At 63.8% G+C, this 13,075-nt stretch carries 11 protein-coding genes and 1 tRNA gene; 7 read left to right on the top strand and 5 right to left on the bottom strand.

All coding sequences use genetic code 11. The annotated features are described in order from the left end of the window. Positions 1-11 precede the first annotated feature (11 nt). Positions 12-1,643 (bottom strand): flagellar hook-length control protein FliK, encoded by a 1,632-nt coding sequence (locus HZZ16_RS09985; protein ID WP_197948291.1) that lies wholly within the window; start codon positions 1,641-1,643, stop codon positions 12-14. A 351-nt stretch (positions 1,644-1,994) separates the two neighbouring features. Here HZZ16_RS09985 and mnmA point away from each other — a divergent pair, with 351 nt between their 5' ends. The 4 genes from mnmA (at position 1,995) to HZZ16_RS10005 (ending at position 4,824) form a co-directional block, all read left to right on the top strand. After that, positions 1,995-3,176 (top strand): tRNA 2-thiouridine(34) synthase MnmA, encoded by a 1,182-nt coding sequence (gene mnmA / locus HZZ16_RS09990; protein ID WP_197948292.1) that lies wholly within the window; start codon positions 1,995-1,997, stop codon positions 3,174-3,176. A 265-nt stretch (positions 3,177-3,441) separates the two neighbouring features. Further along, complete coding sequence (locus HZZ16_RS09995) at positions 3,442-4,080, top strand: class I SAM-dependent methyltransferase (protein WP_197948293.1); 639 nt, start codon at positions 3,442-3,444, stop codon at positions 4,078-4,080. Between the two features lie 46 nt (positions 4,081-4,126). Then, positions 4,127-4,480, top strand: a complete 354-nt coding sequence (locus HZZ16_RS10000) for a hypothetical protein (RefSeq protein ID WP_197948294.1) — start codon at positions 4,127-4,129, stop codon at positions 4,478-4,480. Positions 4,481-4,747: 267 nt separating this feature from the next. After that, positions 4,748-4,824, top strand: a tRNA-Met gene (locus HZZ16_RS10005). Positions 4,825-5,228: 404 nt separating this feature from the next. Here the strand turns inward: HZZ16_RS10005 and HZZ16_RS10010 are convergent. Beyond that, complete coding sequence (locus HZZ16_RS10010; protein WP_197948295.1) at positions 5,229-6,107, bottom strand: GNAT family N-acetyltransferase; 879 nt, start codon at positions 6,105-6,107, stop codon at positions 5,229-5,231. Positions 6,108-6,452: 345 nt separating this feature from the next. Between HZZ16_RS10010 and HZZ16_RS10015 the strand changes: the two genes are divergently transcribed. After that, the gene (locus HZZ16_RS10015; protein ID WP_197948296.1) at positions 6,453-6,809 is read left to right on the top strand and encodes a cupin domain-containing protein; all 357 of its coding nucleotides are present in this window, start codon (positions 6,453-6,455) and stop codon (positions 6,807-6,809) included. Between the two features lie 209 nt (positions 6,810-7,018). Then, positions 7,019-8,476: an NAD-dependent succinate-semialdehyde dehydrogenase gene (locus HZZ16_RS10020; protein WP_197948297.1), complete on the top strand. Its 1,458-nt coding sequence runs from the start codon at positions 7,019-7,021 to the stop codon at positions 8,474-8,476. Positions 8,477-8,608: 132 nt separating this feature from the next. Here HZZ16_RS10020 and HZZ16_RS10025 read toward each other — a convergent pair whose 3' ends face one another. Beyond that, positions 8,609-9,298 carry a haloacid dehalogenase type II gene (locus HZZ16_RS10025; RefSeq protein WP_197948298.1) on the bottom strand — a complete coding sequence of 230 codons (690 nt, stop codon included), beginning with the start codon at positions 9,296-9,298 and terminating at the stop codon, positions 8,609-8,611. 339 nt (positions 9,299-9,637) lie between these two features. Between HZZ16_RS10025 and HZZ16_RS10030 the strand changes: the two genes are divergently transcribed. Further along, positions 9,638-11,014, top strand: a complete 1,377-nt coding sequence (locus HZZ16_RS10030; protein ID WP_197948299.1) for an aspartate aminotransferase family protein — start codon at positions 9,638-9,640, stop codon at positions 11,012-11,014. Between the two features lie 36 nt (positions 11,015-11,050). On the opposite strand, the gene HZZ16_RS10035 is transcribed toward HZZ16_RS10030, so the two are convergent. Both HZZ16_RS10035 and HZZ16_RS10040 read right to left on the bottom strand, forming a co-directional pair. Then, complete coding sequence (locus tag HZZ16_RS10035) at positions 11,051-11,527, bottom strand: Lrp/AsnC family transcriptional regulator (RefSeq protein ID WP_027544593.1); 477 nt, start codon at positions 11,525-11,527, stop codon at positions 11,051-11,053. Positions 11,528-11,640: 113 nt separating this feature from the next. Continuing rightward, positions 11,641-12,966 (bottom strand): NAD(P)/FAD-dependent oxidoreductase, encoded by a 1,326-nt coding sequence (locus HZZ16_RS10040; RefSeq protein WP_197948300.1) that lies wholly within the window; start codon positions 12,964-12,966, stop codon positions 11,641-11,643. Positions 12,967-13,075: the final 109 nt, after the last annotated feature.

A 13,075-nucleotide genomic window follows, 5' to 3' on the forward strand; every position in this document is an offset into this window, starting at 1 on the left:
TCGAATACTCCTCACACTCTGATGTCGACGCCGCTGCTCGATCCGAGCATGCGGCCATAGCCGCGCCCGATGGGCGCTGCGGGAACGCTGTCGTCCTCGCTGATGATCAGGCGGCGGGCATTGCCGCCATTGTCGTTGTTTTGGCCGGAATTCTGGCCCGATGAATTCTGGTCGCGCAGGCTGAAGGACAGACCGTTGCTGCCGGTCTTGAAGCCGGCATCGTCGAGCGCGCGCTGCAATTGCGGCGCGTCCTGGCGCAGCATCTGCAGCGTCTCCGGCTTCTCGACCGTGAGATGCGAGGTGACGTTGCCGGTGCGGTCGACATTGATGCGCACGTCGATGCGGCCGAGCTCGGCCGGATCGAGGCTAATGTCGAACCGCGACTTGCCGGCGCGAATGGCGGCTGCGATCTCGATCGGGATGCCGCTGATCGGCACGGCCGCATTGTGGGTCGCCGCGGTCGCGGTGAGCGTCGCGGTCGATGCGGTGGCGGCCGAGGTCGTATTGGTCAGCGGCGCCTGCACGGCGGAAGCGGCCTGTGCGCTGGTATCCGTCGGAGCAGGGGTGGCTAGCGCGCCCGCATGCGCGGACGCGGCCGGCGCGCCCTGGGCCGGATCGGCGGCGCGGTCGGCGGCGCCAGCCTTCGCCTCGGTCGCGACGCTGTCAGCCTGCGGCTTCAAGCCTTGCGCATGGGCGGCGTTGGCGGTCGGTGCCGGAGCCTGCGCGGTGGCGAGGTTCGCCTTGCCGGTGTCTTGGCCGATATTCGAGACGTCGGTTTGTGCCTGCGCCGTCGCGGCGTCCTTGAACGCGGTTTTGGGCGTGCCCTGGCTGACCGCGGCCATCAGCCCGCCACCAGCTTTTGGTCCGGTCGAGGCGGTCTCGGTGGTGCCGGCCGCGGCCTCGCCGAGCGTCGTCGTGGTCTCGGCGTCGACCTCGGCGCCTGCGGCCTGTGCACTGGCCTTGGCGCTCTTGTCGCTCGTCGTGGCGGTATCGGTCTTGGTGCCGGCGATCTGGGCGGCAGTGGAGGCGCTGGCGGCAAGTCCTGCCGCGGCGATCGCGAGCGGCGCGGCGGCGGCATCGCCAGCCTGGTTCGCAGCTGCATTCGGGTCGACTGGCACGACCGGCGCGGCAACGATGATGCCGGGATCGGGCAGGGCGGTCTGCGCCGTGGCGGGCGGCGCGCCGGCAGCCGCGTCGGCGGCGGCGGTGAGGACCTCGGTGCCGTGCGTCGTATCGCTCTCGGTCTCGTCGGATTTGTCGGCCGATTTGGCGTCCGCCGTTTCGGTCTTGTCCTTGACCTTGCCGGCGCCCTTGGCCGGATCGCCGGGCGCCTCGCCCCTGTCATTCTCCGCCGCCGCCGACGGGTCGGCGTCGTCGCTCGCCTTGCTCTGCGAAGCCTGGTCCGTGGACGGGGTGTCGCGCGACGGCCGCTCGGCCGCCGGCGAGGACGAGGTCTGCTCGCTCCGGCGCGGTGCGCTGTCCTGCGCCGGCGCGTTGTTGCCGATGGCCTGCGTGTTGCTGTCTACCAGCGAGCCGAACGCCCCACTCGCCGGCGTGTCCTTCGGGGCTTGCGACCGGGCAGGCTTCTGCTGCGCGCTCTGGATTTGCACGCTTGCCACGACATCTGACATCCGACCGACCACAGGCAACCCCTTGCAAGCAACTTCGGACCAGGGGGAGCAAGGAGCGGGCCAGCCCCGAAGAGCGGAGATTTCTGCAATTTAATCAACGCTTTGGCGATGTGGGCCCATCGCCGGCCAGCCGGCCCCGACCCCGCCATTTCTGCCGCCCCGGCAAGAATTGCCCTAAGCGAGGGGCCCGCGCGATTGCTTCACCGGAATGCCGCCTATATTAAAGAGGCTACTCTCAGCCGCTTTCGACTTGGGCAGTCGTGCTCTTCGGGAACCAAGGTTCCGGAGGATCGCCGCCGTCCCCCGAGAAGGCACAGCAATCGCGGATCGCGCGTCGCCGCTCGTCACAACGCTTTAAGGCCCATGCTCAACAGTCTGGATCTCGAAGGCCGTCCCGAGGACACCAGGGTCGTCGTCGCCATGTCGGGCGGCGTCGATTCCTCGACGACGGCTGCGCTGCTGAAGGCTGAGGGCTACGACGTCGTCGGCATCACGCTGCAGCTCTATGACCATGGCGCGGCCACCCACCGCAAGGGCGCCTGCTGCGCCGGCCAGGACATCCACGACGCCCGCGACGTCGCGGCCAAGCTCGGCATTCCCCATTACGTGCTCGATTACGAGGACCGCTTTCGCGAGTCCGTCATCGACAATTTCGCCGATTCTTACGCGCTCGGCGAGACGCCGGTGCCCTGCATCGAGTGCAACCGCAGCGTCAAATTCCGTGACCTCTTGAAGACCGCCCGCGAGCTGGGCGCCCAGGCGCTCGCGACCGGCCATTACGTCGCCTCGCGCCGTCGGGGCGACGGCTCGCGCGCGCTGGTCTGCGCGGCCGACGCCGATCGCGACCAGAGCTATTTCCTATTCGCGACCACGCAGGAGCAGCTCGACTTTCTGCGCTTTCCGCTCGGCGACATGACCAAGCCCGAGACACGCGAGCTCGCGCGCCGCTTCGGCCTTGCGGTCGCCGACAAGCACGACAGCCAGGACATCTGCTTCGTGCCGACCGGCCGCTACACCGACATCATCACGCGCCTGCGCCCCAATGCGATGGACCCCGGCGACATCGTCGATCTCGAGGGCCGCGTGCTCGGCCGGCACAACGGCATCGCCAATTTCACCGTCGGCCAGCGCCGCGGTCTCGGCATCGCCTCCGGCTCGCCGCTGTTCGTGCTGCGGCTGGACGCAGCGACCCGCCGCGTCGTGGTCGGCCCGCGCGATGCGCTGAAGATGCACCGCATCTCCCTGCGCGACGTCAACTGGATCGGCGACGGCGACATCGACCACGCCGTCGGAAGCGGCCTCGAGATGTTCGTGCGCGTGCGCTCCACCCGCAGTCCCCAACCGGCCTGGCTGCGCGGCAGCAACGGCCGTTACGAGGTCGAGCTCGTCGCGGGCGAGGAGGGCGTCTCGCCGGGACAGGCCTGCGTGTTCTACGACGCACCCAGCGGCCAGGCCCGCGTGCTCGGCGGCGGCTTCATCCAGAGCGCCGCAGCCAAGGTCGGCACGGGCACATCGCGCCCGCTCGCGGAAGCCGTGCGCGGCTGAGCATCATGAGATCGGACCGCACTCTCGCGACACCGGAAGTGCGCCCCCTCTCCCGCGTGGGGGAGAGGGTGCTTCCGCAATGGGATACTCCCGGTGCGGAGACAACCCTCACCCGCGCCGGAGCCTGTCGTCGGGCGCGCCTTCGGCGCGACCCGGTGGGCGCGACCTCTCCCGCAAGCGGGAGAGGCTCCAGACCGCGCGCGGGGCAGGATCCGTTCTCACCAACAAACACACCTTAGAGAATCTTCGGGCAAGGGCAGGGGGCATGGCAGCAGACATCTCGCGGGCCGGGGTCGAGAAGGCCTATGGCCGCTGGGCGCCGGTCTATGATCTCGTGTTCGGCAAGGTGTTCGACGCCGGCCGGCAATCGACCATCGCGGAGGCCGACCGCATCGGCGGCCGCATCCTCGACGTCGGCGTCGGCACCGGTCTTTCGCTGTCCGACTACGCGCGCACCACCAAGGTCTGCGGCGTCGACATCTCCGAGCCGATGCTGCGCAAGGCGCAGGCGCGTGTCCGAGCGCTGCGTCTCTCCAATGTCGAAGTCCTCTCGGTGATGGATGCGAAGAACCTCGCCTTCCCCGACAATTTCTTCGACGCGGTGGTGGCGCAATATGTCATCACGGCCGTGCCCGATCCCGAAGGCACGCTCGACGAGTTCGTGCGCGTGCTCAAGCGAGGGGGCGAGCTGATCCTGGTCAACCACATCGGTGCGGAAAGCGGTCCGCGAAAGCTGTTCGAGCTCGCCTTCGCGCCGATCGCCCGCCGTCTCGGCTGGCGCCCGGAATTCCCGTGGGCCCGCCTCGAGGGGTGGGCCACAAGGCACGGCGGCGTCGCGCTCACCGAGCGCAGGCCCATGCCGCCGATGGGGCATTTCTCGCTGATCCGCTACCGCAAATCGTGATTGCGAACCGCGGGAACAGGGGACCTCGCGCGCGCGTTTCCTTCCCATGCGCACGACAAACCTCATTCTCGTGGGCCTCCTGATCGCCGCCTCAGGCAGCGCGATCGCGCAGGCCCCGCCCGCCCCGGCGACGCCGCCACAACAGACCGCGCCGCCGTCCCCGCAACATGCGGCCAATTGCACACCGCAGGACCGCCCGAATCGCTCATCGGACGGCACCACCATCGGCCAGTCCCGGGAACCGCTCGGCGACAAGCTCGCCAAATCCGACGGCGTGCTCTGCCCGCCCTCCGGCATCGACCCCGAAATGCATGCCCCGGCGCCGGACACCGGCGGCAACACCCCGGTGATCCCGCCCCCCGGCAGCCCCGGCGGCGATCCCAATGTGAGGCCGAAATAAGGGTTTCGCGCCTCTCGCGCTCTTCGCCTCTCCCCGCCTGCGGGGAGAGGCCGGAGCGCATCGCAGATGCGATCCGGGTGAGGGGGGACTCTCCCCGAGTCTGGTCCCAAGAAGGGGCAAATCCGTCGCCGAATGGCCTTTTCTTGCCGACTTGTCCCGTCGAAGCCTTGGCGAAGGCGGAGCTTTTAGCGTTGACTTACCCCCGCCCCCTTCCTTATATGCCGCGCGTTCGCGAGATCGGCCTCAAATCGCCGCCGCGATCCCTGTGGCGGGGTAGCTCAGCTGGTTAGAGCACGGGAATCATAATCCTGGGGTCGGGGGTTCGAGTCCCTCCCCCGCTACCAAACCTGCGATTTTGCACGCCAAACTAGGATTTCGTGCGATTTTTTACCCCTTATCGGTAGCGCTGGCGACCAACGCGACGATTGTGCACTCCATCGGAAGCAGCTCGTGATGGTGGCGGATGCCGGACAATTGCCCGGCACATCTCGCGCGCCTACTTCATGCCAATACTGGCGGCCGCCGTTCGAAGTTCAGCCCATGATTATGAATCGTGAGTTCGACTTGCACTCTCTCCGCCATTTGCACGAATTTGTAAGCCAATCTACGATTCGTGCGCTTGGATTCGCTAGTTGGGCCTAATGGACGCCAACGGCCGAAGCAACAACAGAACCCTCCTGAGGCTCGTCACCCGAGGCGATACACACTCATGCGCTGCATCCGCCGCCGGCGAGCACGCTTCATAGCTTCAGCTCAACGCGTGACCCGCCAATCCGTAGACCCACGGCGCGTTTTCCTTTCGGTTCAGGAATCGGCGTCCCCTGGACATGGTCGTGACTGTGTCGTTCATAGCGAGGCGGCTCTGTTGAAGAAAGTCCGCAAACAGACCCGTCTGCTCCCGTGTGTCCACGCGGGCGAATCGTCCGGCGAGATCCTTGAGATGCACGGCCGTGAGATGGATCGCGTCACAATCATTGCTGGCGATGATGGGGCCGATCACATGACCGCGCCCGAATTCGCGCTTCATGGAATAGCCGACGGTCTCTCCGCCACGGCTCAGAACGCAGATTGACGCACCTTCTGAAAGCAATGCAAGCAACTTCCGGCGATTTGTTCCGAAAGCGCGTTCATCCAGCGCTGCGATCTCTTCGATGTTCTCGGTGGACAGCGAGCTCAATTCGCCGTCGAGAGCCGGCACCGGCGGGAGCGGTGACGCCACTTCTCCTTGCCACTGATACACGGTGGCTTCCTTGGTGAAGCCCAGCGAAAGATAAAGATGATATGCGGCATCGGTTGAGTTGAGGGTCAAATTCCGGCCGCCGCACCGCTCGAACACCTGCTCCATGAGCCAGCGGCCAGTACCTTGCGCCTGGGTTCGTGGCGACGTGATCACCAGGCCAATCGTCGCGAAGTCGTGGCCATGTGGAAACCACATCGCGCTGCCGAAGACGCGTCCTATGCCGTCAACGGCTACGATGCCATGACCTGCGCGGCGCAAGAAATCCCAATCCTTGGGCCGATGCGGCCAGCCCACCCCAGTCGAGAGCGCGTGGAGCAGCGTCACATCAACGTCATTGATGTCCTTCGCGGCCAGTTCAAAGGACTTCACGCGTACCGTTCGTCCCATTTCAACTCGTCCATTCCTTGGCGGGATGCCGGTCCCCGCCCGACCGCGCCGTTTCTCTCCCGCCACTATAGGGCGTATTCGCCGCACTATCGCACGAAAACCCAGCAGGTTTCCCCTGTTTGGGCCGCCTCTTCGAAATCTTCGGCCTGTATTGCAACGCAATTCGGCAGGGAAAGCTCCGACTTGGAGCTACCTTCTCGATGTTCGGCAAACCGCGCAGGAAGATTGGGCGCCATGAATGCTCAAGAAGATCTTGCGAGGCTAATCGCTTTTCCCGGCGTCTTCGACACGCCAGGCCAGGCAGAGACGTACATCGAACACTCGGCTACTAACAGGAAAAATGCCATGTCGCTTCTGGTCACCATCGACACCAATCCGGACTTCACACCGAAGAACGCGCTGCCTGCCCCGGAGCGGCTCATTTCGGGCAATCCATCCTTCAAGACCTGGGCACAGGACGCCTCGAAAGGCGAGAAGCTGCTGACCGGCGTCTGGGAAGCCACGCCGGGCGAGACCCATTCCATCAAGGGCACCACCTTCGAGTTCTGCCACATTCTCTCGGGTCTCATCGAGATCGAGGAAAAGGGCGGTGAGGTCAGGAGGTACGGCGCCGGCGACAGCTTTGTGATGAAGCCCGGCTTCGTCGGCATCTGGCGTACGATCGAGACCGTGCGAAAGATCTACGTCTGCCATTACGACTGAGACGATGCCGAGGGCAGCACGATCAAACGGCCCTCAGAATATTCGACCTCCGGCGCTGCGTCTGACCAGATTCAACGCGGCCAAACGCGTCGCTTTCAATGAAAAATCCTGCGTGCGGTCCTGTACTGTTGGCATGAGACATCTTCGTCTCGCCACTCGCAAATCAGGCAGTGATGGTGAGGTCGAGCCCAAAGGCAAGGAGCAAGCCCATGATTGCGTTGAAGGACAAAGATCTGTTTCGCCAGCAAGCGCTGATTGGCGGCACCTGGCGGGACGCGAGCAGGAAAGCCACCGTTGATGTCATCGATCCTGCGAGCCAGAAATTGCTTGGCACGATTCCCGACATGGGGCGCGACGAGACCAGGGCAGCAATCGACGCAGCGGCGGCTGCGTTCAAGCATTGGAAGACCAAGGCCCATGCAGAGCGTGCCGCACTGCTGGAGCGCTGGTATGAGCTCATGCGGCATCATGAGCAGGATTTGGCGCTTCTGCTGACGCTTGAACAGGGCAAGCCGCTTGCTGAATCGCTCGGCGAGATCCGTTACGGGGCTTCGTTCGTCAAATGGTTTGCGGAAGAGGCGCGACGGATCAACGGATCGACGATCCCGTCACCTACTGTCGACCGCCGCATCCTGGTGCTGAAAGAGCCGGTGGGCGTCTGCGGGATCATCACGCCCTGGAATTTCCCCAACGCGATGATTACGCGCAAGGTGGCACCCGCGCTTGCCGCCGGGTGCACCGTGGTCATCAAGCCCTCCGAGTTTACGCCTTTTTCGGCTCTCGCGATCGCTGTTTTGGCCGAGCGGGCGGGGATTCCGGCGGGCGTGATCAATATCGTGACGGGCATGCCGGCAGAGATCGGTCAGGAGCTGTTAGCCAACGAAACCGTGCGCAAAATCTCCTTTACGGGGTCAACTCGCGTCGGCGCGTTGCTGATGAAAGGCGCCGCGGACAACATCAAGAGGCTGAGCCTCGAGCTCGGCGGCAACGCTCCCTTCATCGTTTTTGACGATGCCGATATTGACCGAGCGGTCGAAGGGGCGATTGCGTCAAAATTCCGCAATGGCGGGCAGACGTGCGTCTGCTGCAACCGCATTCTCGTGCAAACAGGCATTTACGACGCCTTCGCCCAGAAGCTCGCCACCCGAGTCGCGAAAATGAAGGTCGGTGCCGGTACGGAAGAGGGGGTCGCAATCGGACCGATGATCAACGGCGCGGCGATCGAAAAGATCAAGCGGCACGTCGCGGATGCCCTGGGCAAGGGTGCAAAGATCATCGCGGAGAGTGAGGCCGTGCCGGAAGGCCGGCAATATGCCCGCCCTGTCGTGCTCGGCGGCGCGACGACCGAGATGCTGCTCGCATCAGAGGAGACTTTCGGGCCGGTGGCACCTCTTTTCCGCTTCGAGACCGAGGACGAGGCAATTGCGATTGCCAACGGCACGCCGTTCGGCCTTGCTGCCTATTTCTACACTGAAAACCTCAGGCGCTCATGGCGTGTTGCCGAGGCGCTCGAGTTCGGCATGGTCGGCCTGAACACCGGCCTTATCTCGACCGAGGTTGCGCCTTTCGGCGGCGTCAAGCAGTCGGGCCTCGGACGCGAGGGATCCCAACTCGGGATAGAAGAATATCTCGAGACCAAGGCGCTCCACGTGGGCGGGCTGGACTGAAAGATCCATCGGATCAGTCGCCGAGACAGAAAAGGGGGCGGTCGAACCGCCCCCTTTTCTCCTTCACGGATCCGATTTCCAAGCTTCGTAAGAACTGACGCGCGTGGAAGAAGCCCTGATGAGAATCGCGCTTCACGCGGTTTTGCGCAACGGCTCCAAGCCGACCGCCGCGGCAAGCCCGCCGATATCAGCCACCTCTGTGTATTCATAGGACGGGTTCGCCGGCTCGTGACCGCGGTTCACCCAGACCTTGCTCTTGATACCGAGGTCGTAGGCGGTCATCAGGTCGTAGCGGAACGAGGAGGAGACGTGAGTGATATCTTCCGGGCCGCAGCCCAGCTTGTCGAACATGTATTCGAAGCCTTTCATGTGCGGCTTGTAGGCGCCAGTCTCCTCGGCCGTGATGACCATGTGGAAGGGAGCACCGAGCTTCTCCACGTTCGACATGATGAGGTTCTTCATGGAGTTCGACAAGATGACCAGCGGGATTTCCTTGGCAACCTTGGTCAGACCAGCCGGGACGTCGGGATGTGGACCCCACGTGTGGATCTCTTCATTGATGCGCTGGGCATGCTCCGGCTTGAAGACGACACCATTGCGCTTGCAGGCACGCTCCAGCGCATTGTGCACGACCTCGAAGTACGGCTTCCAGGCGCCGAGAACCTCGTCAAGGCGATAGGCTGAAAAATCCTTGATCAGCTTGGCCATGGCCGTCGACGAGAGCTCGGAGCCATAGACGCGGGTCGCGGCGCCCGCCATGTCGAAATTGGTCAGCGTGCCGTAGCAGTCGAAGGTGATGTATTTCGGTCTGAATGTCGCCATAGCTCCAATCCTTGCGATCTCGCACCGCTTGCCGGTACGACACGCATCCTAGCGAGTAGCCGACGAGATAAAGCGCCGATGTCGCGGTGGTCGGGAGCAGATTGTGTCGTATCGCATCGGAGCCGCGGCAGAGAGTTACGCGACGACGGCCCTCCTCGTTCAGCTTCAATGCCGTCGCCGCACCATACCGGCATAAGATGCCGCAGTGGTGTCCAATCAAAGTCAAAACGCCCTCCCTCCGTGTCCTGCCTGGGAGCAACTGCTGTCTTCGGAGACTTATGTTGAGCCCGGACACAACGGGCTGCTCGCACAAACATCGCGGCCGATCTGGAGGACAATATGTTGAGCAACTCGCTGATTGAACTCGATCGTGCGCATTTCATTCACCCGGTCTCATCCTATCGCAGCCACGAGGCGACGGGCGTCCGGGTGCTGAAGTCAGCGAAGGGCGCGACGCTGACTGATATTTCGGGGCGTCAATTGCTCGACGGCTTCGCGGGCCTATGGTGTGTCAATGCCGGCTACGGCCAGGACAGCATCATTGAAGCGGCCACGAGGCAGTTGCGCGAACTTCCCTATGCGACGGGCTATTTCGGATTAGGCTCCGAGCCGGCGATCCGGCTGGCCGCCAGGCTGGCTGAATTGGCGCCTGGCGATCTGAACCATGTCTACTTCACGTTAGGCGGCTCCGATGCCGTCGACAGCACGATCCGGTTCATCCGGTACTATTATCATGCCAAGGGTACGCCACAGAAGGACCAGTTCATCTCCGTCGAATCCGGCTACCATGGATCGTCGACGGCCGGGGCTGGCTTGACCGCGCTGCCCGCCTTTCATGCGGGCTTCGGGGTGCCCTACAGCTGGCAACACAAGATCCCGTCGCACTATGCCTATCGCAATCCCGCCGGTTCTAATCCCCAGGCGATCATCGCCGCGTCGGTCGCGGCGCTACGCACTAAGATTGCCGAACTCGGCGCAGATCGCGTTGCCGCTTTCTACGTCGAGCCGATACAGGGTTCGGGTGGCGTCCTCGTTCCGCCGCCGTCCTGGCTGAAGGCCATGCACGCCGTCTGCAAGGAGCACGATATTCTGTTCGTTGCCGATGAGGTCATCACCGGATTTGGCCGTGTCGGTCCGCTCTTCGCCTGTGAGGAGGACGACGTCGTGCCGGATCTCATGACCACGGCAAAAGGACTGACGTCGGGCTATGTGCCGATGGGGGCCGTGCTGATGTCCGACCGCGTCTACAACACAATTGCAGACGGCGCCGGCAAGGCGGCCGTCGGCCACGGCTACACCTACTCCGCGCATCCCGTCAGCGCAGCCGTCGGGCTTGCGTGCCTCGACCTTTATGAAAATGGGCTGCTGGAGAACGGCCGGAAGGCGGGACGCCGCCTGATGGAAGGCCTTCGGGCACTTGCAGATCATCCGCTCGTCGGCGATGTCCGCGGTCGCGGCATGCTGGCTGCAATCGAGCTTGTCACCGATAAGGAACGCAAGACGCCGCTGCCGGCCGAGGCTGACGCGGCGCGCCGCATTTTTGACCGCGCATGGGACAACGGCCTCGTCATCCGCGCCTTCGCACAGGGTGTTTTGGGTTATGCGCCGCCGCTCTGCTGCACGGCTGATGACATCGATGGCATCATCGAACGGACAAGAACGACGCTCGACCAGACTCTCGAAGACAGGGACGTCCGCGCGGCGATGAAAGGATGAATCGCTGCGCCTGCCCGTTGACGGCCGAATTGGCCTTCAGCCGTTGAAGATGCTCTCGAGCGGCAGATGGGATTTCACGATCGGGGATTTGAGCACGACAAAGCTGAAGTATTTGTCGATGCCGATATCCATCTCGACGAGGCGCTCCATGACCGCCTGGTATTCGCTGATTCCCGCCGTGATGAACTTGACGAGATAGTCGTACCCGCCGGAGACCAGGTGGCACTCAACGACTGAATCGATCTTTTCGATCGTGGTGAGAAAGCGGGCGAAATCGATCTGCCGATGATTCTTCAAAGTGATCTCGGCAAAGACGGTCAAGGTTTGTCCAAGTTTGGCAACGTCAATCTGGGCGGAGTAGCCGGTGATGAAGCCCTCCGTCTGGAGCCTCTTGACGCGCATCAGGCATGGGCTCGGGGACAGGTTGATCAGCTCTGCAAGCTCGACGTTGGAAATCCGCCCATTCTTCTGCAGTTCGCATAGAATCCTGATGTCGATCTTATCGAGCTTCATAGTGATGCCATGAGGTGGATGCCAACGGCTTCAGGGCTTTGCGGCCTCAGCGTCATGCGCATGTCATAACATCAACCGGCGTGTTTTCCCACCGGACGGTGGACATTGCCCTCTTAGAACTCGCTGACCTTGCCCCAGGCGCTCCCTTTCAGCCGCTCCGGCCTGTAGGGACGCGGGTCGACGATTGGCGGATTGCCCGTGATGATGTCGGCGATCATATGCCCCGCGCCAGGCCCAATCCCAAAACCGTGGCCGCTGAACCCCGCCGCAAGGATGAAACCTGGGATGGACTCAACCTCGCCGATTGCCGGCACGCCATCCGGCGTGCTGTCGATGTAGCCGGCCCAGACGTTCGAGATGGCGACGCGCCGAAGCTCCGGCAACAATTCACAGGCGCGCCGATGCGTCAGGCGGATCTGCCTCATGTCGGGACGGGGATCGAGCGTCCGGTTCAGCTCCATCGGCGTCACCTCGTCGAGCCCCCATCTCGCCAGCGTTTCATGGCCTTGCCGCAAGCCCTCAAAGGCGCCGGGGCTGAGACTGCGCCACCGGCGAGCGAACATGGGCAGGAATTCGCGAGCGAACCTGAATTGCTGCGGCGTGGGATCGACCCGTGCGCGGCCGCTGATGGCCAGCGTGTAGCCGCCGCTGGCGCGCCGGGTGAGCGACACCTGCGCAGTGTGCAGGGCATCAGGCAGACCGGCCGCGCCAGGAGCCACGGCAAGAATGGACTGGCGCACGGACGCCTGCGGAAAACGAATTCCAAGCTGATGACAGAACGAGGATGCCCACGCGCCTCCTGCCATGACTGCCGTCTTTGTCCGGATCGTGCCGACTTCGGTCACCACACCGCTGACTCGGCCGCCGCTGAGCTCCAAGCCGCGCGCGGCGCAATACTGGTGCACTGTGCCACCCGCTGCCATGATCGCACGCGCGGCGATGGGCACGGCCTTTGAGGTGTCTGCCGTCCCGTCGGTGGGGGAGAAGACGCCACCTTTCCACTTGCGACCCGTCGCCTTGCCTCGCTCGTTCGCTTCTTCTGCACTCAACATGTGCGTCGTGACCCCTACGGTCCTGGCGAAGTCTCGCCACTTGGCCCAGCCCGCAAGCTCATCTTCGTCATTCGACAAATACAGAAGGCCGCAACGGCGAAAGCCCGTATCTGCACCGGTCTCCAGGGCAACTCTCTCCCAGAGATCGAGGCTCTTGGTGGCAAGCGGCAGCTCGCGTGCATCGCGGTTCTGTTGGCGGCACCATCCCCAGTTGCGGCTGGACTGCTCGGCGGCGACGCGGCCCTTTTCGAGCAAGGCGACCTTGATGCCGCGGCGGGCAAGATAATAGCTCGTGAACACGCCCACCACGCCACCGCCGATGACGACGACGTCTGCCTCCTGCGGCAGTGAAGGACTGGATTCGATAGGCATGAGCGGTGCGCTCATTCGGTGGGACCTCCGGTGGTTGCCCTATCCTAGGCGCCGAATTGCGGCAGGCCTCGCCGAGTTTGGTGATTGGGACGGAATATCCTGCGGTTTGCTGCCTCCGGCACAG

It is taken from the genome of Bradyrhizobium glycinis (genome assembly GCF_016031655.1).
GTDB classification, from domain to species: domain Bacteria; phylum Pseudomonadota; class Alphaproteobacteria; order Rhizobiales; family Xanthobacteraceae; genus Bradyrhizobium; species Bradyrhizobium glycinis.